General features: G+C 64.5%; 20 protein-coding genes. 1 reads left to right on the forward strand and 19 read right to left on the reverse strand.

Annotation, left to right across the window (positions count from 1 at the left end; all coding sequences use genetic code 11):
* Nucleotides 1-124: 124 nt before the first annotated feature.
* From hemE to AC3WMU_RS25360, 13 genes are all read right to left on the reverse strand, one after another.
* The gene (gene hemE / locus AC3WMU_RS25300; protein ID WP_492283124.1) at nucleotides 125-1,198 is read right to left on the reverse strand and encodes a uroporphyrinogen decarboxylase; all 1,074 of its coding nucleotides are present in this window, start codon (nucleotides 1,196-1,198) and stop codon (nucleotides 125-127) included.
* Between the two features lie 154 nt (nucleotides 1,199-1,352).
* Nucleotides 1,353-2,195 carry a helix-turn-helix domain-containing protein gene (locus AC3WMU_RS25305; protein ID WP_492283125.1) on the reverse strand — a complete coding sequence of 281 codons (843 nt, stop codon included), beginning with the start codon at nucleotides 2,193-2,195 and terminating at the stop codon, nucleotides 1,353-1,355.
* Nucleotides 2,196-2,391: 196 nt separating this feature from the next.
* A complete protein-coding gene (locus AC3WMU_RS25310) occupies nucleotides 2,392-2,817 on the reverse strand; it encodes a F0F1 ATP synthase subunit epsilon (RefSeq protein ID WP_006227271.1) in 426 nt (141 codons plus the stop codon).
* A gap of 9 nt (nucleotides 2,818-2,826) precedes the next feature.
* Nucleotides 2,827-4,230: a F0F1 ATP synthase subunit beta gene (gene atpD / locus AC3WMU_RS25315; RefSeq protein ID WP_006227272.1), complete on the reverse strand. Its 1,404-nt coding sequence runs from the start codon at nucleotides 4,228-4,230 to the stop codon at nucleotides 2,827-2,829.
* A 42-nt stretch (nucleotides 4,231-4,272) separates the two neighbouring features.
* Nucleotides 4,273-5,178 (reverse strand): F0F1 ATP synthase subunit gamma, encoded by a 906-nt coding sequence (atpG, locus tag AC3WMU_RS25320; RefSeq protein WP_006227273.1) that lies wholly within the window; start codon nucleotides 5,176-5,178, stop codon nucleotides 4,273-4,275.
* A 98-nt stretch (nucleotides 5,179-5,276) separates the two neighbouring features.
* Nucleotides 5,277-6,818 (reverse strand): F0F1 ATP synthase subunit alpha, encoded by a 1,542-nt coding sequence (gene atpA, locus AC3WMU_RS25325; RefSeq protein ID WP_006217061.1) that lies wholly within the window; start codon nucleotides 6,816-6,818, stop codon nucleotides 5,277-5,279.
* Nucleotides 6,819-6,846: 28 nt separating this feature from the next.
* Nucleotides 6,847-7,386, reverse strand: a complete 540-nt coding sequence (locus AC3WMU_RS25330; RefSeq protein WP_006227274.1) for a F0F1 ATP synthase subunit delta — start codon at nucleotides 7,384-7,386, stop codon at nucleotides 6,847-6,849.
* Nucleotides 7,387-7,398: 12 nt separating this feature from the next.
* A complete protein-coding gene (locus AC3WMU_RS25335) occupies nucleotides 7,399-7,869 on the reverse strand; it encodes a F0F1 ATP synthase subunit B (RefSeq protein ID WP_006227275.1) in 471 nt (156 codons plus the stop codon).
* A gap of 144 nt (nucleotides 7,870-8,013) precedes the next feature.
* The gene (atpE, locus tag AC3WMU_RS25340; RefSeq protein ID WP_003815363.1) at nucleotides 8,014-8,256 is read right to left on the reverse strand and encodes a F0F1 ATP synthase subunit C; all 243 of its coding nucleotides are present in this window, start codon (nucleotides 8,254-8,256) and stop codon (nucleotides 8,014-8,016) included.
* Nucleotides 8,257-8,374: 118 nt separating this feature from the next.
* Complete coding sequence (gene atpB, locus AC3WMU_RS25345) at nucleotides 8,375-9,256, reverse strand: F0F1 ATP synthase subunit A (protein ID WP_006227276.1); 882 nt, start codon at nucleotides 9,254-9,256, stop codon at nucleotides 8,375-8,377.
* A gap of 87 nt (nucleotides 9,257-9,343) precedes the next feature.
* Nucleotides 9,344-9,757, reverse strand: coding sequence for an ATP synthase subunit I (locus AC3WMU_RS25350; protein WP_035214069.1), 414 nt, complete (start codon nucleotides 9,755-9,757; stop codon nucleotides 9,344-9,346).
* A 532-nt stretch (nucleotides 9,758-10,289) separates the two neighbouring features.
* Nucleotides 10,290-11,843, reverse strand: coding sequence for a DUF1254 domain-containing protein (locus tag AC3WMU_RS25355; protein ID WP_492283126.1), 1,554 nt, complete (start codon nucleotides 11,841-11,843; stop codon nucleotides 10,290-10,292).
* A gap of 252 nt (nucleotides 11,844-12,095) precedes the next feature.
* Nucleotides 12,096-12,872 carry an enoyl-CoA hydratase gene (locus AC3WMU_RS25360; protein WP_492283127.1) on the reverse strand — a complete coding sequence of 259 codons (777 nt, stop codon included), beginning with the start codon at nucleotides 12,870-12,872 and terminating at the stop codon, nucleotides 12,096-12,098.
* A gap of 28 nt (nucleotides 12,873-12,900) precedes the next feature.
* On the opposite strand from AC3WMU_RS25360, the gene AC3WMU_RS25365 reads away from it, so the two are divergent.
* On the forward strand, nucleotides 12,901-14,676 hold the full coding sequence (locus tag AC3WMU_RS25365; RefSeq protein ID WP_492283128.1) for a M61 family metallopeptidase: 1,776 nt from the start codon (nucleotides 12,901-12,903) through the stop codon (nucleotides 14,674-14,676).
* 46 nt (nucleotides 14,677-14,722) lie between these two features.
* Here AC3WMU_RS25365 and AC3WMU_RS25370 read toward each other — a convergent pair whose 3' ends face one another.
* The 6 genes from AC3WMU_RS25370 to AC3WMU_RS25395 all read right to left on the reverse strand — a co-directional run bounded on the left by AC3WMU_RS25370 (nucleotide 14,723) and on the right by AC3WMU_RS25395 (nucleotide 20,983).
* Nucleotides 14,723-15,685 (reverse strand): Bug family tripartite tricarboxylate transporter substrate binding protein, encoded by a 963-nt coding sequence (locus AC3WMU_RS25370; protein WP_492283129.1) that lies wholly within the window; start codon nucleotides 15,683-15,685, stop codon nucleotides 14,723-14,725.
* Between the two features lie 37 nt (nucleotides 15,686-15,722).
* Nucleotides 15,723-16,421 carry a 3-oxoacid CoA-transferase subunit B gene (locus AC3WMU_RS25375; protein ID WP_492283130.1) on the reverse strand — a complete coding sequence of 233 codons (699 nt, stop codon included), beginning with the start codon at nucleotides 16,419-16,421 and terminating at the stop codon, nucleotides 15,723-15,725.
* Between the two features lies 1 nt (nucleotide 16,422).
* On the reverse strand, nucleotides 16,423-17,088 hold the full coding sequence (locus AC3WMU_RS25380; RefSeq protein ID WP_006227283.1) for a 3-oxoacid CoA-transferase subunit A: 666 nt from the start codon (nucleotides 17,086-17,088) through the stop codon (nucleotides 16,423-16,425).
* Between the two features lie 2 nt (nucleotides 17,089-17,090).
* On the reverse strand, nucleotides 17,091-18,059 hold the full coding sequence (locus tag AC3WMU_RS25385) for a Bug family tripartite tricarboxylate transporter substrate binding protein (protein ID WP_006227284.1): 969 nt from the start codon (nucleotides 18,057-18,059) through the stop codon (nucleotides 17,091-17,093).
* 130 nt (nucleotides 18,060-18,189) lie between these two features.
* Nucleotides 18,190-18,732, reverse strand: coding sequence for a hypothetical protein (locus AC3WMU_RS25390; RefSeq protein ID WP_280029883.1), 543 nt, complete (start codon nucleotides 18,730-18,732; stop codon nucleotides 18,190-18,192).
* 22 nt (nucleotides 18,733-18,754) lie between these two features.
* A complete protein-coding gene (locus AC3WMU_RS25395) occupies nucleotides 18,755-20,983 on the reverse strand; it encodes a TonB-dependent siderophore receptor (protein WP_492283131.1) in 2,229 nt (742 codons plus the stop codon).
* Nucleotides 20,984-21,028: the final 45 nt, after the last annotated feature.

Consider the following 21,028-nt stretch of genomic DNA (forward strand, 5'->3'; position numbering starts at 1 on the left):
TTAAACAGTCTTCCAAGATTGTAAACTAGCTTCTAAAGGGTTTTCCCCGAGCAAAATCTTGCTGTGCACAAGTGTCCGCCGGGGCCCTCAAACTTCGGCCCTTTGGACCGAAGCGTTCACTCACTTACCCCTGCAGCAAGCGGCTGTGTTGGTGGACTTCGTCGACCAATTCCGCTACCGCTTCCGGCGGCGTAAACCGCGAAATGCCGTGTCCCAGGTTGAACACGTGGCCGCCCTTGCCCACCGGGCCGAAGGCGTCCAGCACGCGGCGGGCTTCCGTACGGATGGCGGACGCGCCGCCGAACAACGCCATCGGGTCCAGGTTGCCCTGGAAGGCCACGGAGTCGCCCGTGCGGCGGCGGGCCGCAGCCAGGTCCACCGTCCAGTCCAGGCCTACCGCGTCGCAGCCGCAAGCCGCGATTTGCTCGAGCCACTGGCCGCCGCCCTTGGTGAAGACGATGACCGGCACGCGCCGGCCTTCGTGCTCGCGGGTCAGGCCGTCCACGACCTTCTTTGTGTACGCCAGCGAGAACTGCTGGAACAGGCCATCGGCCAGCACCCCGCCCCAGCTGTCGAACAGCATGACGGCTTGCGCGCCGGCGGCGATCTGCGCGTTCAGGTACTGCAGCGTGGCTTCGGCGTTGATTTCCAGGATGCGGTGCAGCAGATCCGGACGCGAATACAGCATCGTCTTGATCAGGCGGTAGTCGTCGCTGCCCTGCCCTTCGACCATGTAGCAGGCGATGGTGAACGGGCTGCCGGCAAAGCCGATCAGCGGCACCTTGCCGTCCAGTTCGCGGCGGATGACGCTGACCGCGTCGAATACGTAGCGCAGCTTGTCCATGTCGGGCACGGCAAGGCGCGCCACGTCGTCCTCGGTGCGCACCGGGCGGGCAAAGCGCGGGCCCTCGCCTTCGGCGAAATCCAGGCCCAGGCCCATCGCATGCGGCACGGTCAGGATGTCCGAGAACAGGATGGCCGCATCCAGGTCGAAACGCTCGAGCGGCTGCAATGTGACTTCCATCGCGTAGTCCGGATTCTGAGCCAGGCCCATGAAAGAGCCTGCCCGGGCGCGCGTCGCGCGGTATTCGGGCAGGTAGCGACCCGCCTGGCGCATCAGCCAGATCGGGGTATAGGGCACGGGCTCGCGCAAGAGCGAGCGCAAGAACACATCGTTCTTCAAGCTGGAAGCAGACACGACTATCCTCGATGATCGGAAGCCGTGATTTTACTTCCCCAAGCTGACAAGGCGCGCCAGGCCGGCAGACCCGGCTTGCTTGGGCGCAAGTCGGCGGCAATTCTGCCGGGCATTTCAACTTTTTCGGCGGCGGCGCGGGGTGATCCCCGGTATTTCAATACTCCGCCCGACGCGCCAGCGCCGCCTGCCGATACGGTGCGGCCTCGATGCCGTGCTTGCGCATCAGCGCCCAGAATGCGCGCCGGTGCTTGTCGCAGGCCCGTGCGGCCTGCGCCACGTTGCCGCCGTGGCGTGACAACGCGTGGCGAATGTAGTCCCGCTCGAAACCGTCCACCACCCGCGATTTGGCCACGCGGAACGGCTCCTGGGCCGGCAGGCGCCGTGCCTCGCGCATGCCGGCCGCCGCCTGTTCGACAAGTTCTGCCGGCAACCGCGGGCGAGCCGCCTCGTGCGCTGCGGCTTCTGACCCGCCCGGATAACTGGCCGCCGGTTCCCGCACACTGGCGCGCGGCGCCTGGCGCCACACGGCGGGCCGCGCCATCCGGTCCAGACGCACCCGCATGCTTTCCAGGCAGGCGGGCTGCGCGATGAAGTCCGCCACGCCCAAGCCCAGCAGGTCTTCGATGGCGGGGGCCTTCATGTCGTCCATCAGCAGCAGGATAGGCGTCGTCAGCGCGGCGCCCGCCTGGGCTAGGGCCATGCGCGCCCAGGCGACCGTGGATGGCGTCACAGGCAGGATGCAGCCGTCATAGCGCTTGAGCGATATCGCCAGGCGCGCGAGCACCTGGACGTCCTGCAGCGGATGTGGGTGGACGCCCGCGCCGTGCGCAGGAGCCGCGAGAAGCTCGGCATTGGCCTCCGCTGCGTGTGTGCGAACCAGCGGCACCAGGTGCAGCCGGATCCGCGTCAGCCGGGCTTGATGCCGGGCGACCCAATCGCGCATGGCGCCTTCATGGCCCGGCGCCAACAGCACCCCGCAATCCAGGACTTCTCGCACGCTTTCCCCTTTGGCTAAGTAGGCAAAGTTGAAGGCTACTGTCGTGCAAGCCGCGTCGCCATTCGTAGTGAACGCATTGCGGTCGCCCCCGCACCCGGGCACATGATGCGCGGGCATGAAACGCGCGGGCATGAAAAAAGCGGCCATTGGCCGCTTTTTCCAATCCGGAGCGAACCCCGGGGTACTGCTTTGCCGCTTAGTGCGAACGACCGCCTTGGCGCAGCTTGCGCGCCGCGATGGCTTGCGCAGCCAGCATGGCGAGTTCCGCTTCGACGACAGCGATGTCAGCCTTGTCCTTGGCGTTCGCAAGGGCCTCTTCGGCCTTCTTGCGAGCTTCCAGGGCACGGGCTTCGTCCAGGTCGGCGGCACGGATAGCCGTGTCGGCCAGAACCGTCACGCTGCCCGGCTGCACTTCCAGAATGCCCCCGGCGACGAAGATGTTTTCCTCGCCTTGGTCGGCACGAACGATCTTGACCGTCCCGGGGCGTATGCGCGAAATCAGCGGGGTGTGGCCGGGCAGAATGCCCAGTTCACCCGCTTCGCCAGGCAGCACCACGAACTTCGCCTCACCGGAGAAGATCGCTTCCTCTGCGCTGACGACATCCACATGCAGGGTAGCCATATCGGTTCCTTATTGCAGTTTCTTGGCCTTCTCGAAGGCCTCGTCGATCGAACCGACCATGTAGAAGGCCTGTTCCGGCAGGGCATCGCACTCGCCGTTCACGATCATCTTGAAACCACGGATGGTTTCGGCCAGCGGAACGTACTTGCCGGGCGAGCCGGTAAACACTTCAGCAACGTGGAACGGCTGCGACAGGAAACGCTGGATCTTACGAGCGCGGGCCACGGCCTGCTTGTCGTCGGGCGACAGTTCGTCCATACCCAGAATCGCGATAATGTCGCGCAGTTCCTTGTAGCGCTGCAGCGTTTGCTGCACACCACGAGCAACGGCGTAGTGCTCTTCGCCGACGACTTGCGGGTCGAGCTGGCGGCTGGACGAATCCAGCGGGTCCACGGCCGGGTAGATACCCAGCGAAGCGATGTCACGCGACAGCACGACGGTGGAGTCCAAATGCTGGAAGGTCGTGGCAGGCGACGGGTCGGTCAAGTCATCCGCAGGGACGTACACGGCCTGGATCGAGGTGATCGAGCCCGTCTTGGTCGACGTGATGCGCTCTTGCAGCTTGCCCATTTCTTCAGCCAGCGTGGGCTGGTAGCCCACGGCCGACGGCATACGGCCCAGCAGTGCGGACACTTCGGTACCGGCCAGCGTGTAGCGGTAGATGTTGTCCACGAAGAACAGGATGTCGCGGCCTTCGTCACGGAACTTCTCGGCCATCGTCAGGCCGGTCAGCGCCACGCGCAGACGGTTGCCCGGGGGTTCGTTCATCTGACCGAACACCATCGCGACCTTGTCCAGAACGTTCGACTCTTCCATTTCGTGGTAGAAGTCGTTGCCTTCGCGGGTACGCTCACCCACGCCGGCAAACACCGACAAACCGCTGTGCTGCTTGGCGATGTTGTTGATGAGTTCCATCATGTTCACGGTCTTGCCCACGCCGGCGCCGCCGAACAGGCCGACCTTGCCGCCCTTTGCGAACGGGCAGACCAAGTCAATAACCTTGATGCCGGTTTCCAGCAGTTCCACCGACGGCGACAGTTCGTCGAAGCGGGGAGCGCTTTGGTGGATGCCACGCTTTTCTTCGTGTTGGATCGGGCCGGCTTCGTCGATGGGACGACCCAGCACGTCCATGATGCGGCCCAGCGTGCCGGTGCCGACCGGCACCGAGATCGGGGCGCCCGTGCCGGTGACCTTCATGCCGCGGCGCAGGCCGTCGCTGGAGCCCAGCGCAATGGTACGCACCACGCCGTCGCCCAACTGTTGCTGCACTTCCAGCGTCAGACCCTTTTCGGCGAACGAGGAGGACTCGTCGTCGGCCAGGGTAAGCGCTTCATAAATCTTGGGCATGTGATCGCGGGGGAACTGAATATCCACCACGGCGCCGATGCACTGAACGATGGTTCCGTTGCTCATGTCGATTCCTTGCTTGATAGCTTTAGATGGGAGCTGCCTGCCTTAAACGGCGGCAGCGCCCCCTACGATTTCCGAAATTTCTTTGGTGATCGCGGCCTGACGGGTCTTGTTGTAGACCAGTTGCAGCTCTCCGATGACCTTCTTGGCGTTGTCCGACGCCGCCTTCATGGCGACCATCCGGGCCGACTGCTCCGAAGCCATGTTCTCGGCCACGGCTTGATACAGCAGGCCTTCAACGTAACGCTGCAGCAGGTCGTCGATCACGCTACGGGCGTCGGGTTCGTAGATGTAATCCCAGCTGTAGTCCGACTTCACTTCCGACGTCTTGGCCAGGCTTTCAGCACCCGTCTGGTACGGATCTTCCAAACCACTGGCCAACGGCAGCAGACGCAAGAACAGCGGCTCCTGCTTCATCGTATTGACGAAGCGGGTCGATGCCACGTACAGCGCGTCGATGCGGCCATCCAGGTAGGCGTCCAGCTGCACCTTGATCGCGCCCAGCAGGCGGTCCAGTTGCGGCTTGTCGCCCAGTTGCACTTCCTGGGAAACCAGTTTGGCGCCGATACGGGTCAGCACACCCACGCCCTTATTGCCGAAAGCGGTCGCTTGCACGGCGATGCCGTTTTTCTCGAACTCTTTCAGCTTGCCCAACGTCACGCGAGTGATGTTGGTGTTCAAGCCGCCGCACAAACCCTTGTCAGTCGTCACCATGACCACGCCGACCGCTTTGATTTCGCGTTCGACCAGGTACGGGTGGCTGTACTCGGGGTTGGCCTGCATCAGGTGCGCAGCAATCTCGCGCACCTTGGTGGCGTACGGACGACCAGCACGCATCCGTTCCTGCGCCTTGCGCATTTTGGATGCGGCGACCATTTCCATCGCCTTGGTGATCTTGCGCGTGTTTTGCACGCTCTTGATCTTGGTTCGGATTTCCTTAATTCCGGGCATTGCGCTTTCCTGTGAAGACTGGCCGATGGGTTCCGCTCACGCCTCAACCATCCGGTAAGGATGGGTGAGGCGTTGCAGACGCCTAACCCATCACTTTCTTAAAAAGCACCGTGCTTCTTGAATTCCTGAACGGCGGTGGCCAATTCGGCCTCGTCGTCCTTGGACAGTTCCTTGGTGTCTTCGATGCGCTGGATCATGGCCGCATGCTTGGCCTTCAGTTGATCCTTGAGCGACTTCTCGAACGACAGCACTTGGGCCACGTCCACGTCATCCAGGTAGCCGTTGTTGACCGTGTACAGCGTGACGGCTAGTTCCCACACTTGCAGCGGCTGGTATTGCGGCTGCTTGAGCAGTTCGACCACGCGCTTGCCGCGTTCCAGCTGGCGACGGGTGGCGTCGTCCAGGTCGGAAGCGAACTGCGCGAAGGCGGCCAGTTCACGGTACTGCGCCAAGTCGGTACGGATACCGCCGGACAGTTTCTTGACGACCTTGGTCTGCGCAGCACCACCCACACGCGACACCGAGATACCGGCGTTGATTGCGGGGCGGACACCGGCGTTGAACAGGTCGGTTTCCAGGAAGATCTGGCCGTCGGTGATCGAGATCACGTTGGTCGGAACGAAGGCGGAAACGTCACCGGCTTGCGTTTCGATGATCGGCAGTGCGGTCAGCGAACCGGTCTTGCCCTTGACGGCGCCATTGGTGAACTTTTCGACGTAGTCTTCGTTCACGCGGGCAGCACGTTCCAGCAGACGCGAGTGCAGGTAGAACACGTCGCCCGGGTAGGCTTCGCGGCCCGGCGGACGGCGCAGCAGCAGCGACACTTGGCGATAGGCCCAGGCTTGCTTGGTCAGATCGTCATAAACGATCAGGGCGTCTTCGCCGCGATCGCGGAAGTATTCGCCCATCGTGCAACCGGCGTAGGCAGCCAGGTATTGCATGGCGGCGGAGTCGGAAGCCGAAGCGGCCACGACGATGGTGTATTCCATCGCGCCGTGCTCTTCCAGCTTGCGGACCACGTTGTTGATCGTGGAAGCCTTCTGGCCGATGGCGACGTACACGCAGGTGACGCCCTTGCCCTTCTGGCTGATGATCGTGTCGACAGCGACAGCGGTCTTGCCGGTCTGGCGGTCACCAATGATCAGTTCGCGTTGACCGCGGCCGATCGGCACCATCGAGTCGATAGCCTTGACGCCGGTTTGCAGCGGCTGCGACACCGAGCGGCGGGCGATAACGCCGGGCGCCACTTTTTCGATGATGTCGGTTTCCTTGGCGTTGACCGGGCCCTTGCCGTCGATCGGCTCGCCCAGCGTGTTGACCACGCGGCCTTTCAGTTCCGGACCGACCGGGACTTCCAGAATGCGGCCGGTCGTCTTGACCTGGTCGCCTTCGGAGATGCCGGTGTAGTCGCCGAGGATAACGGCGCCGACGGAATCGCGCTCAAGGTTGAGCGCCAGACCGAAAACGTTGTTGGGAAATTCGAGCATTTCGCCCTGCATCACATCGGACAAGCCGTGGATGCGGGTAATACCGTCGGTCACGGACACGACGGTGCCCTGAGTACGGACATCAGCCGAAGCGCCCAGGCCCTCGATGCGGCTCTTGAGCAGTTCGCTGATCTCGGAGGGATTGAGTTGCATATTGACTCCTGGAATCCTGTTAGTTGCCTTAAGCGGCGAGCTGATCGCGCATGCGGACCAATTGGGCTTGTACGGAAGTATCGAGCACCTGGTCACCGACAGCCACGCGCACGCCGCCGATCAACGACTTGTCGACGGTGACGTTGGGCTTGAGCTTGAGGCCGAATTTTTGTTCGAGCGCGGCGACCAATTCTTTGACCTGGTCGTCGCTCAGTTCGAACGCGCTGGTGATTTCCGCCTGCGCCGTGCCCTCGTGACGATTCCGCAGCACCACGAATTGCGTGGCGATGTCGGGCAGCAGCAGCAGTCGGTCGTTTTCAACCAGCAGCTCGATGAAATTACGGGCGGCCTGCGGCAGTTCGGCCTTGATCAGGCCGGAAAACAGCTCAACGCGCTGCTTGTCGCCCAGACGCGGGTCGGCCATGGCCTCGCGCACGTCGGGGTTGGAGGCGACCTGCGACATTTCGCTGACCAGGTCGGCCCAAGCCGGCAAGCCGGCCTTGTCGTCGCGCGCTGCGCTGAAGAGCGCTTCAGCGTAGGGACGGGCAACAGTGGAAAGTTCAGCCATGACGGTCCCGGATTAAAGCTGCGCGCGAAGCTGGTTCAGCAGCTCGGCGTGGGCGCGGGCGTCAACCTCGCGCTTGAGGATCTGTTCAGCACCCTTGACAGCCAACGCGGCAACGTCGTCGCGCAGCGAGTCACGAGCGCGCTGAACTTCCTGCGCGGCATCTTGAGCTGCTTGAGCCACGATACGGGCGCGTTCAGCTTCCGCTTCACGGCGGGCTTGCTCGATCAGGGAGGCGGCTTGCTTTTCGGCCTCGATGATGCGGGCGTGGTTTTCGGACTTGGCAGAAGCCTCGATAAGACTGACACGCGCCTGGGCTTGAGCCAAGTCGGCTTTGCCCTTCTCGGCGGCGGCAAGGCCGTCGGCGATTTTTTGGCGGCGCTCGTCCATCGCCTTCGTCAGAGGAGGCCACACGAATTTCATCGTGAACCAGCCCAGAACGAAGAACACGAGCATCTGGAAAATGATCGTCGCGTTCAGATTCACGGTCGTTCCTTTAACACCTTGCGGCTCCGACCGCACCCGGAAAGGGGCGTCACGGAGCACTCGATACTTTGCTGACCGGCGATGGGACTTGCGCCCTCATCGCCGCCAGCGTCATGACCCGCCTATTCGCCGGCGGGCGCTGCCTTAGCCGACGAACGGGTTGGCGAAGGCGAACAGCATGGCAATACCCACGCCGATCAGGAATGCCGCGTCGATCAGGCCAGCCAGCAGGAACATCTTCGTTTGCAGAGCGTTCATCAGCTCAGGCTGACGAGCCGAAGCTTCCAGATACTTGCCGCCCATCAGTGCGATGCCGATGCAAGCGCCGATAGCACCCAAACCGATGATGAGACCGCAAGCGAGGGCAACGAAAGCGACGTTGGTCATGACAACTCCTTGGTTAGAAATCTGAAGTCAAAAATTGAAAAATAAGGGGTACAGCTCAATGCAAGATAATCTTGCTATCCCACGCTGGCCGGGTGGCCAGCGCAGGAAATTCGGGGGATCAGTGGCCTTCGTGTGCCTGGCCGAGATACACCAGCGTCAGCATCATGAAGATGAAGGCCTGCAGAAGAACGATCAGGATGTGGAAGATCGCCCAGATGGAGCCGGCCAGGATGTGGCCGATTCCCAAGCCGATGCTGGCACCGTTGAAGCCGGTCCAGGCGCCGCCCAGGAGGGCGATCAGCATGAAAATCAGTTCGCCGGCGAACATGTTGCCGAACAACCGCATGCCCAGCGACACGGACTTGGCGGCGTATTCGATCAGGTTCAGCAGCAGGTTGAACGGGGCCAGCACGACGGCGCCCAGACCATGCGCATGGAACGGCGCGGTGAACAGTTCTTTGACGAAGCCGCCCGGATGCTTGATCTTGATGCCGTAATAGAACATCAGCAGCAGCACGCCCAGCGACATGCCCATCGGCACGTTCAGGTCGGCGGTCGGCAGAATGCGGTGGTAATAGAGGGGATCGCCGTGTTCCGCACCCAGGCCGGTCAGGCGCCAGATGGAGGGCAACAGGTCAACCGGCAGCAAGTCCAGCGCGTTCATCAGGATGATCCAGAGGAACACGGTGAGCGCCAGCGGGGCGATGAAAAGACGGCTCTTGGCGTTGTGGACGATGCCCTTGGCCTGGTCGTCGACCATGTCGACGATCATTTCCACGAAAGCCTGGAAGCGGGTCGGCACGCCACTGGTGGCGCGGCGAGCAGCGCGCCACAGGAAGAAAATCACGATCAGACCCATCAGGCCGGACCAGAACAACGAGTCGTAATTGATGATGTCGAACTGAGCAATTGCGCTCTGTTTCTCACCGGTATTGTTCAGATGCACCAGGTGATGCTGAATATACGCGGACTGAGGCGACACGTCGCTGGCAGCAGCCATTTGAATCCTACCCTATTTGCTGTATGCCCGAACCCTTGCGAGCCGGACGATTCCACGATCACGTTTGCCGCTACTGACTACTCGGCGCTAAGACAACTTGCGGAACATCAAAAGCAGGAGGTAACCCTTCAATGTGAGTATCAGACCGAGCAATGCAGCGGGCCACACCAGGGTGTCCTGCGCCACACGCGAAAGCCCCCACAACAGCAATGCCGTTGCGAACAACTTGATCAACTCACCAGAGAGAAAGGTAAAGGGACTGGCTCGACCGGCCCGAACGCTGACAACCAGGCGCAATGCGAACAACGCATTGGGTATGAAATACGCTCCCGCCCCCGCCAGCGCCGACCAACCAGCCGCTGCCCCTCCGACAACCCCCGCAATTACTGCTGCTGCGAGCCCCATGGCGCCTTGCGCCGCCAATGCCAACAGGAGCCCGCGGCTAGCTTGAGCATTCAGCGCCGCGCGATCCGCGTCGCTGAGAACCAGAACCTTATCCATCTCGTCCTGGTCCAACAAACCCTGTTGCACATGTTGCATCGAGTTCTGCTGCATCAAACTTCCCCGCTGTACTTCTTGCCCCTATCAGAACCGGCGTGCCCGCACTTGAAACCTGATGCTTTGTCCTTACATAGGTCAAAGGCACCGCTTTCAGTACGCGCTAGTGTCTGGCTTCGGCTTGCCTGGGTTCGCCTTTCAGCCCATGCTTTTCAGCATCCGCTAATTTAGCGTCTCTACCCTGCAATCCGCGCCCATCCACCGCTTACCAGCCGCCACGTGTTCTTATCCCGCAAGCGTCAAACCCGCAGAGTATAGCGTGATTCTTTTTGCTCGAGCAAATGAACTTTCGGGGGTTTGTAAGGTGCAAACAACGGCCCGGGCGTACTAGATACCGCACGAAAAATAGGGACGCGAACGCGGCCCTTGTTCCACCTGCTCAAGCCTTGCGCAACCCGCCTTAGCACTCTAAAAAAACGGCCCCGACATCGGGGCCGCTTTGTTCCGGCAGGCGGTGTTAACCGGCTGCGCAGGCTTAGTCTTCCTTGACCGGCGGCGGCGCCCACAGGCCGTCCAGCGCCGTGTCTTGCGGCCAGTAAAGACGCAAGCTCAACAGGAACGGACCGTCGGCGGCCGGCGTACTGATCCAGTTCGAACGCTTCTTCTCGCCCGGGTCGCGGCGCTGGATGTAGATGTCCAACGAACCGTCCGAGTTGTACTTCAGCCCGTCGGTGCTGCGCAGCGCGTAGCGGTTGGCGGGGTTGTCGGCAAAGCCGTGCTTGTCGTTATAGACGTGCAGCGACCAGAACGCGTTGACGGGCGGCAGCTGGCCCTTGTCGAAGTGCAGCACGTAGTCCTCGTTGGAGTTCAACGGGCGGCCCTTCGAATCGGCCACGGTCACCGGGTACAGCACGTCTTCCGGCGTCGGCGCGCCCAGGCCCGCATAAGCGATGGCGGCGCGGCGCGCGTAGTCGGTGCCGTAGGTGCCGATGCCCGACAGGACGGTATTCCAGCCGTTGATCGGCGTGCCCAGGCGCGACACGCCATCGGCGATGCGGCGACCCGCCAGCGGCTGGGCGTCGGCCAGGGCCTGCTGCACGGCCGGGCTCAGGCGGCCATACGAGAACGGTTGGCGGCTCTCTAAGCCGATGCGGCGCATGCGGTCCAGGATCGGCGAATCGTTGGCGTGCGGCGGATTGTTGCGCAACACATCGAAGAACAGTGCAAAGAAGGATGCCGCGTCCATGCTGGCCGCCTGCTCGGCGGGCGTGCCCTCGGGCAGGTTTACCGGCGTCGGCAACGGCAGGCCGCTGCCGATCGGGGCCGAGCCCACGCCCGATCCGGTCTGCGGATAGGCGTTGCCCGCGGTGTAGCGGCCGCTGCGCATCGGCGTCGCGGCGGTCTGCGTGACAAGCGGCACAGCGGTCATGCCGGCCTGGATCTGATTGACGGCCGCGTAATCCTGCGGACCGCCGGTCTGGGTCCAGCCGATCAACCAGCCGGTCGAAGTCGGGCTGCGGATCACGTCGATGCCGGCGGGCACGCTGCCCTGCCAGTTGGGGCCGACGATGGCGAAGGATTGCGCGCCGGGGCCGTTGGTGCGGGTGCCGCGCGAGGCGAACACGTCGCTCCACATATCCAGCGCCGACAGCACCGAATAGCGCCCGCCCGTGTCGGGCAGGTTCACGATCAGCGGCGCCTGCGAGACATCGAACCACAGGCTGGAGTACAGCGCGTCGGCGCTGGGCCACGGCGTGTCGGCGGCACGCGGGTCAGGGAAAGCGGTCTTGTGGCCGAACTGGTTCACCGGCGCGCGCCCGTCCAGCGGACTTTGCACGGCGGTGGCCTTGCGGCGCGCCAGCTCCATCAACACCATGGGATAGGCGTAGACGTAGGCATCGATGGCCGTGTCGCGCAGATCCTGCTCGCTCATCTGCGGCGCGGCAGCCGAGGCGGGATAGGGCGTTTCGGACACCAGGCGCAGCGTGGGCTGCGGCGATTGAGCCTGAGTGGCGGTCACGAAGCAGGCGCTGAGCGCGCCCGCAAGGACCGCGGCGGACCACCGGCGATTGGCGATAAAAGTACGCATGCAAGGCTCCTTCTTGATTTTGTTTGCAAGCGAGCCGCCGCGCGGGACTTGCCAGGTTGGGCAAGCCGCTCTGGCGCGGCACCTCTTGATGACGCCTAATCAGGATAGGGAAGAAGTCTGCAACAAGGTGCTGCCCAGACGTTTCAAGGCGCAACGGGAAACCCGTATTCATCGCCCATGAAAAACGCGCCCTGCCGGGCGCGTCGGGTATCTCAGGACCTGCCCGCGCCACTTGCGCGGACGTAACAAGGCTTAACGGTGTTTAAAGTCCGGTTTGCGCTTTTCGGTGAACGCGGCCATGCCTTCCTTCTGGTCTTCGGTGGCGAACAGCGAATGGAAGACGCGGCGTTCGAACAGCAGGCCTTCGTTCAGCGCGCTTTCGAACGCGCGATTCACGCATTCCTTGGCCATCATCACGGACGGCAGCGACATCGACGCGATGACGGTGGCGGCATCCAGGGCTTCTTCCATCAGCTTGTCGGCGGGGACCACGCGCGACACCAGGCCGGCGCGCTCCGCTTCTTCGGCGCCCATCATGCGGGCGGTCAGCGCCAGATCCATGGCCTTGGCCTTGCCCACGGCGCGCGGCAGGCGCTGCGTGCCGCCGGCGCCCGGGATCACGCCCAGCTTGATCTCCGGCTGGCCGAACTTGGCGGTGTCAGCGGCGATGATGATGTCGCACATCATGGCCAGTTCGCAGCCGCCGCCCAGCGCGTAGCCGCCCACGGCGGCGATTACGGGCTTCCGGATGCGCTTCAAGGTTTCCCAGTTGCGGGTGATGTATTCGCTGCCGTACACATCCATGTACGACCAGTCTTTCATCGCGCCGATATCGGCGCCTGCGGCAAAGGCCTTCTCGCTGCCGGTAATGACCACGCAGCCGATGTCGGCATTCGCTTCGAACGCCAGCAGTGCCGCGCCGAGCTCATCCATCAGTTGATCGTTCAGCGCATTGAGCGCCTTGGGGCGGTTCAGCGTCAGCAGGCCGACGCGGCCCCGGGTCTCGACCAGTACAAACGACTCGCTCATTGAATGTCTCCAGTAATAAGATAGAAGCATGAAAAAATCAGATGCCGCTTTTCCGATACTTTACCGCCTTGCGCCGTTCGATCCGGCAGGACACCGCTACCGGATAACCCTAACCATCGATACGCCTTCTCCTGAAGGCCAGCGGCTGTCGCTGCCGGCCTGGATTCCGGGCAGCTACCTCATCCGCGACTTCTCGCGCCAGATCGAATCGCTGTCGGCCCAGGCGGGCACGCGGCGCGTGAATGTCGACAAAATCGATAACCACACCTGGCAGGCCGCGCCTTGCGACGGCCCGTTGCGGGTCGAATACGTGGTCTACGCGTGGGACCTGTCGGTGCGCGGCGCGCATCTGGACGAAAGCCACGGCTTCTTCAACGGCACCAGCGTGTTCCTGCGCGTGCATGGCCAGGACCACCTGCCCTGCCTGGTGGACCTGGCGCCGCCGCGCGGCCTGGACGGCTGGAAGGTCTACACCAGCCTGCCCGAGGCCCGCGGCCACAAGGGCGCCGCCCGCCGCCACGGCTTCGGCCTGTACCTGGCGCCGGATTACGACGCGCTGATCGACCATCCCGTGGAAATGGGCACGCCGCATGTGGCGACGTTCACGGCCCACGGCGCGGAACACGAACTGGTGTTTACCGGCGTGACGCCGAACCTGGATCTGGCCCGCATCACGGGCGACGTGAAAAAGATCTGCGAGACGCAGATCGCATTCTTCGAGCCCCGCACGAAACGCGCGCCGTTCCTGGACAGCTCCAACCGCTACGTCTTCATGACCATGGTGACGGGCGACGGCTACGGCGGCCTGGAGCATCGCGCCAGCACGGCGCTGATGACGTCCCGCAAGGACTTGCCGGTGCTGGGCCAGCAAGGCCAGGGCGAAGGCTACCGCGGCTTTCTTGGTCTGGTCAGCCATGAATACTTCCATACCTGGAACGTCAAGCGCATCAAGCCGCAGGCGTTTGCCCCCTACCACCTTGAGCAGCCCGACCTGACGCGCCTGCTGTGGGTGTTCGAAGGCTTCACGTCCTATTACGACGACCTGCTGCTGCTGCGCTCGGGCGCGATCACGCAGTCCGACTACCTGCGCTTGCTGGCCAAGACCATCACCAGCGTGGCCCGCACGCCGGGCCGCGCCAAGCAGTCGGTGGCGGAAAGCTCGTTCGACGCGTGGACGCGCTATTACAAGCAGGACGAGAACTCGCCCAACGCGCTGGTCAGTTACTACACGAAGGGCGCGCTGGTGGCGCTGGGCCTGGACTTGCTGATCCGCCGCGACTCCGCCGGCCGCCATTCGCTGGACGACGTGATGCGCCTGCTGTGGGAGCGCTATGGCCGCGACTTCTATCAGGGCAATCCGCAGGGCTTGCCCGAAGACGGCCTGCCCGCGCTGATCCAGGAAGCCACCGGCGTGGATGCCCGCCGCTTCATCGCGCGCCATGCCTACGGCACGGCCGACGTGCCGCTGGCCGAACTGCTGGCCGCCGAAGGCATCACGCTGCAATGGAAGACGGCGGCCAACATCCCGTCGCTGGACGTGCGCACGCGCAAACAGGGCGACTCACTGCTGCTGGCCACCGTGCTGGAAGGCGGCGCGGGCCACCAGGCCGGCCTGTCGGCGGGCGATGTGCTGGTGGCGGTGGATGGTTTGCGGGTGGATGCACCCGCCGGCCTGGACCTGCTGCTGGCGCAGTATCGCCCCGGTGATCGCGTGACAGTGCACGTGTTCCGCCGCGACGAGTTGCGCGCGTACCGCGTGAGGCTCACCGCGCCGGAAGCGCTGGATTGCGTGTTGACGGTATAGCGCCGCGCGTCGGGGGACACGGCACAGGGGCACATCGGGCCCTTCCTTAATTCAGCTTGGCCCCCGAGGCGTCCACCGCCTTTTTCCACGCGTCCAGTTCGCGGTCGATATGGCTGGCGAAGTCGGCCGGCGTAGAGCCCACGGTTTCATATCCATAGCCCGCCAGTTGCTGCTTCAACGCGGGCAACGCCACGGCGTCGGCGATGCCGCGGCTCAAGGCGTTGACGACATCGGGCGGCGTGCCCGCCGGCGCCAGCACCCCGTACCAGCCGTTCACGACGAAGCCAGGCACGCTTTCGGCCACCGTGGGCACATCGGGCAGCAAGGGCGAGCGGCGTTCGCCGGTGACCGCGATGGCCTTCAACTTGCCTGCCTGCACCTGCGGCAACGACGTGGAGATGCTGTCGAACATCAACGACACCTCGCCGCCCAGCAAGGCGACGACCGCGGGGCCGCTGCCTTTGTACGGCACGTGCATCATGTCCACGCCCGTCTGGTTCTTGAACATCTCGGCGGCCAGATGGCTGGTGTTGCCGTTGCCGGCGGACGCGAAACTGAGCTTGCCGGGATGGCTCTTGCCGTAGGCGATCAGTTCGGGGATGGTGCTGGCCGGCGTGGACAACGGCGCAGCCACCAGCATCGGCAACGTCGCCACCAGCGAGACCGGCGCGAAGTCACGGCGGGTGTCGTAGGGCAAGGACGGATACAGGCTGGGGTTGATGGCATGCGCGGCCAGCACCATCAGCAAGGTGTAGCCGTCAGGCTTGGCGCGCGCCAGTTGCGCGGACGCGATGGCGCCGCCCGCGCCCGGCTTGTATTCCAGCACGACCGGCTGACCCCACTTCTTCTGCAGTTCCGCGCCCAGCGGCCGGGCCAGCATATCGGCGCTGCCGCCCGGCGGATACGGGATCAGCAAGGTGATGGGCTTGTCGGGGTAGGCCGGGGCGGCTTCGACAGCACCCAGGGACAGGACGCCGAGCGACGCGGCAATCAGAAACGAACGGATCATCAGGGGGTCTCCTTTGCCCAAAGGCGGATGCACACCGTCAGGCGTAGCGCGGCGTGCCGGCTGGATCCAGCACGATCACGCGCGGCGTCGCGGGGAAATGCAGCGGCGCCTCGGTCACGGAACGCAGGAAGGCCGCGGTAACGCCTGCCTTCATGGCGTAGACATTCAAGCCGCCGGGCGTCACGTCAATCACCGCCAGATCGGTATAGATGCGCGTCACCACGCCCTTGCCCGTCAGCGGATACGTGCATTGCCGCAGCACCTTGGGCGAGCCGTCGCGGCCGCGGTGCTCCATCGTGACCAGGACCTGCTTGGCGCCCACGGCCAGGTCCATCGCGCCGCCCACGGCGGGAATGGCGTCGGCCGCATCGGTCTTCCAATTGGCCAGGTCGCCTGATTCCGATACCTGGAACGCGCCGAGCACGGCGTAGTCCAGGTGGCCGCCGCGCATCATCGCGAACGACACGATGTGCTCGGTGATTGAGGCGCCGTCCAGCAGCGTGATGGGCTGGCGGCTGGCGTTGATCAGGTCCAGGTCCACGTTTTCGCCGCTGGCGGCCGGACCCATGCCCAGGATGCCGTTTTCGCTGTGCAGCAGGATGTCCTTGTCGGAGGGCAGGTAGTCGCCCACCAGCGTCGGCATGCCGATGCCCAGGTTGACGATGGAGCCGTCGGGGATGTCGCTGGCCAGCAGCTGCGCGATCTGCTGGCGGGTCAAGCCGGTGATGTCTTGCATGTCAGGCCTCCACCCGCACCACGGATTTCACGAAGATGCCTTGCGTCATGACCTGCTCGGGCACGAACGCGCCCAGCGGCACGACCTCGTCGACCTGCGCGATGGCGTGGCCGGCGGCCATGCACATCACCGGGTTGAAGTTGCGCGCCGCGTGCCGGTACATCAGGTTGCCCCAGCGGTCGCCTAGATGGGCGCGGATCAGCGCGTAATCGCCGCGCAGCGGATGCTCCAGCACGTAGCCCACGCCATTGATCACTTCCTGGCGACGGCCCGCGGCCAGTTCGGTGCCGTAGCCGGTGGGCGTGTAGAACGGCCCCAGCCCCGCGCCCGCGGCGCGCAGCCGTTCGGCCAGCGTGCCCTGCGGCACGCATTCCAGTTCCACCTCGCCAGCGCGAAACGCACGCGCGAACGCATCGGAATTGGGCGGACGCGGATGCGAGCAGATGATCTTGCGGACCTGTTTGCGGATCAGCAGCGCGGCAATGCCGCGCTCGAACGTGCCGGCGTTGTTCGAGATGATGGTCAGGTCGCGCCGGCCCGATTCCGCCAGGCATTGCAGCAGCTCGTAAGGCACGCCCGCTTCGCCAAAGCCGCCCACCAGCACGGATGCGCCGTCGGGAATCACCGCCACGGCCTCGGCCATGGATGCTTGGATCTTGTCGATCACGTCTATTGCTCCTGTGCCAGTCCGGCCGTGTCCACGATCTGCTTCCAGCGAGCGCGCTCCTGGCCGATGAACGCGGTAAATTCGGCGGGCGTGTTGCCGCCGGCCTGCCCGCCCATGGCCTTGAAGCGGTCGCTGACTTCGGGGCTCTGCACGACGTCGCGCGTGGCGGCGTAGAGCTTGCCGATGACGTCCTCCGGCGTGCCGGCCGGCGCAACAAGGCCGAACCAGGCCGTCACCACCATGTCCTTCACGCCAGCTTCGGCCATCGTCGGCACGTCCGGCAGTTCGGCCAGCCGGCGGTCGCTCGTGACGGCAAGCGCGCGCAGCTTGCCGGACTGGATGAACGGCATCGAGCTGGGCAGGTTGTCGATCATGAACGTGAACTGCTGGCCCAGCAGCGCGGCCACCGCGGGGCCCGCGCCCTTATAGGGCACATGCGTGCCGGGGATGCCGGCGCGTTGCTTGAACAGTTCGGCCGACAGGTGCGGCGATTGCCCCGCGCCGGAACTGCCGAAGGAAACCTTGGCCGGGTCTTGCCTCGCCAGGGCCAGCAGGTCGGCGACCGTGCGGGCGGACGAGGCTTCGTTCACGACCAGCACGTTGGGCACCGAGATCACCAGCGTCACCGGCGCGAAGTCGGCGGGCTTGTAGGGCAGCGTCTTGTACAGCGCGTAGTTGATGGCGTTGGGGCCGATGTTGCCCATCAGCAAGGTGTAGCCATCGGGCTTGGCGCGCGCCATTGTCTGCGCGCCGATGATGCCTGCGGCGCCCGCGCGGTTTTCCACGATGACCTGCTGCCCCAGCCGGGCGCCCAGCTTGTCCGCGATCAGCCGCGCGGCGATGTCGGTGGTGCCGCCGGGCGCGGCCGGAACGATAAGGGTGATCGGCCGTTCAGGCCAGGCGGCATGGGCCTGGCTTGCCAGGGCGAATGCCACCGCGCCGGCAGCCAGCCAGCGATGCGCGTGCAACATGCTTGTCTCCTGACGTGATCATTGATTGATCAACTTGTGGAGACAGAGTGTGGTCGCCGCGGGGGCAAATGCCTATTCTGCAATCTGGAGGGCGGCCTTCGCCTGAGGTGAACGCCGCCCCGGCTGCGCGCTACGGCTGGCGGCGAATGACGCTGTTGGCGTACATCGGGCCTTGCACCAGATGGCCGGTCATGACGTTGGTCTGATAACGCTGCATGACGCCGCCTAGCGTCGCGGGATCCAGCAGCGCGCGCATCGTCGCGAAACCTGCAGAATCCACGCGCGCGGGCGCACCGCCTTTGGGGTAAAGGGCGCGCTTGCTGTCTTCCATCGGCGCTTGCAGCACACCGCCGCTGGCAGTCAGGTCCAGCACCAGCTTGCCGTCGCGCACCCGCGCTGACCCGGAGGCGCCCAGCTCGGCGTCGTCCAGCAGCAGGCTGCCGGTCAGCGCGTAGTCGCCCGTGGGCAACGGCTGCACGTAGAGGCGCAAGGTGTAGGGCGGTTCGCCCCGGCCGTCGTCGATCGTCCAGCGGTACTCGCCAGCGGACAAGACGGGCGACACCGCGGCCGCCTGCGGGGTGGGCGCCGCCGGGGCGGCTTGCGCCGGCAAACCTGCGCACAGCGCAACGCCGAAGGCGGCGGCGCGCAGCGCCTGTTGCAAGGAAATCTTCATCGCTTTTCTCCTGAGGGTTCGATCAATACTTGACGCGCATGTTCAGCATGACGCTGCGCGGTTCGCCGTAGGCGTTGCCCATGTCGGCGTTGCCCAGCCGCTGGTAATAGACCTTGTCGAACAGGTTGTTCACATTCAGTCCCAGCGACACGTGGTCGCTCACGCGGTAGCCGATCCGCGCGTTCCAGATGGCGTAGCCGCCCTGCGACACGCGCACCGAACTGCCCGAGACGGGGCCCTGCACCGCGCTTTCGGTGTAGACGCCGCTTTTCACATTGACGCCACCGCCGACGCTCCAGCGGTTCCATTGGCTGGGCAGCTGATAGGTCGTCCAGAGCTGGAAGATGTGCTTGGGCGTGAAGGTGCGGAACGGCGCGCCGCCGTTCTCCGCATCCTTCAGATAGCGCGTGGTGTTGAAGGTGTAGCCGCCCGCCACTTCCCAGCCCGGCGCCAGCCGGCCGGATACTTCCGCCTCGAAGCCCTGGCTGCGCACCTGCCCGCTGGCCTGGTAGCAGCAGTCGCCGACTTCCGGATAGTTGAGGTCGCTCTGCGCGCGGTTGCGTTCGGTGATGCGGAACAGCGCGAACGAGGTGTTCAGGCGCCCGTCCAGCCATTCGCTCTTCACGCCGGCTTCGTAGTTCGACCCCACCACGGGCGGCAGCGAACCGCCGCCGGCGGTGCGTAGATCGCTTTGCACGCGGAAGATGTCGGCGTAGCTGGCGTAGGCGCTCCAGTGGTCGTCGATGTCGTAGACCAGACCCGCATACGGCGTCATCCGGCCGTGTTCGGTGACGGCCGGGGCGGTCACATCCGTCATCAGGTTTTCGCTCTGCGTGCGCCACCAGCTCATGCGCGTGCCCAGCACCAGCGTCAGCGGGTCGGCCACTTTCAGGCGGGCCATCGCGTAGACGCCGGACTGACGTGTCTTCACGTCGCTTTGGCTGCCCCATTGCGGATCGCCAGGTTCGGGATAGTCGCGGACGTCGTAGTGGAAGACGTCCACCGGCTGCGGCGGGAATCCCGGCAGCGAATAGGCGTTGTACGAACGCGCGCTGCGGTCGTACCAGTTGCCGCCGAAGACGAGCTCATGGCGCCGGCCCAGCGCTTCGAACGCGCCCGACACCATCAGGTCGATACCCAGTTGCCGGTTGCGGTACTGGTTGCCGCCGCCGTACAGGCGCGGGCCCAGCCCGGTTGCGCGGTCCACCGCGCCGCGCACATAGGCGTACTTCAACTTGCTGGTTTCTTCGGCCTGGTTGACGTTGAGCTTGACCGTCCAGTCCGACGAGAATCGGTGCGCCAGTTCCGCGAAGATCTGCGTGTTCTCGAAATCCCACCGGTTCCAGTCGGCGCCCAGGTAGGTGCCACGCGTCAACCCAAGATCGCCGCCGTCCTTGTAGCGCGGCATCTGCATCATGAACGGCAGCCAATCGCGCTGCTGATAGCTGCCGCCCAGCGTCAACAGCGTGTCCGGTGTCAGGTCGGCTTCCAGGATGCCGTAGTAGGCCTGCTTCTGCGAGTTGGCGACGTCGTAGAAGTACTTGCGGTCTTCATAGGCGGCGGCCACGCGGCCGCGCACCGACCCCGAGGCGTTCAGCGGCGAAGACAAGTCCGCTTCGCCGCGGTAGTTGTCCCAGGAGCCGGCGCTGGCCGAACCCGAGAACTGGAATTCTCGCGTGGGGCGCTTGCGGACCAGATTGATCACGCCGCCTGGCTGGCCGGCGCCGTTGAACAGGCCGGCGGCGCCCCGCAGCAGTTCCACGTGATCGAACATGAACAGATCCGGCTGCGCCCACGACGCGCCGCCCGTCTGCATGGGCACGCCGTCGTACTGGAAGTATTCGATCTGAAAGCCGCGCGAATAGAACTGCGGAATGGCCGCGGTGGCCGCCAGGTCGGTAGTGATGCCGGGGGTCTGCGCCATGGCGTCTTCCAGCGACGTCATGTTCTGGTCTTCGATGCGCTGGCGCGTGATGACGGACACCGATTGCGGGATCTCGCGCAGCGACAACGGCAGTTTTCCGCCGATGGTGACGCTGGGCGCGGTGTAGGACGCGCTGCCTTCGGTCACGCCGGCTTCCTCGCCCCGCACCGTCACCGGCGCCAGCGTGGTGGTTTCCGGCGCCGTCTGCGCCGAGGCCGCCCCCGCGGCCAGGCCGAACATCATGGCGCCGCGACCCAGCCAGACCGCGCGGCCCACGCGCGCCCCGCCCTGCCCGGCCCGCCGGCCCCCGCTTGTCTTGATACCCACAATTCCCTCCGACGATCCGTCTTCAAATAAGACTGATAATCATCT

The organism is Achromobacter sp. FW305-C-13, from assembly GCF_058783475.1.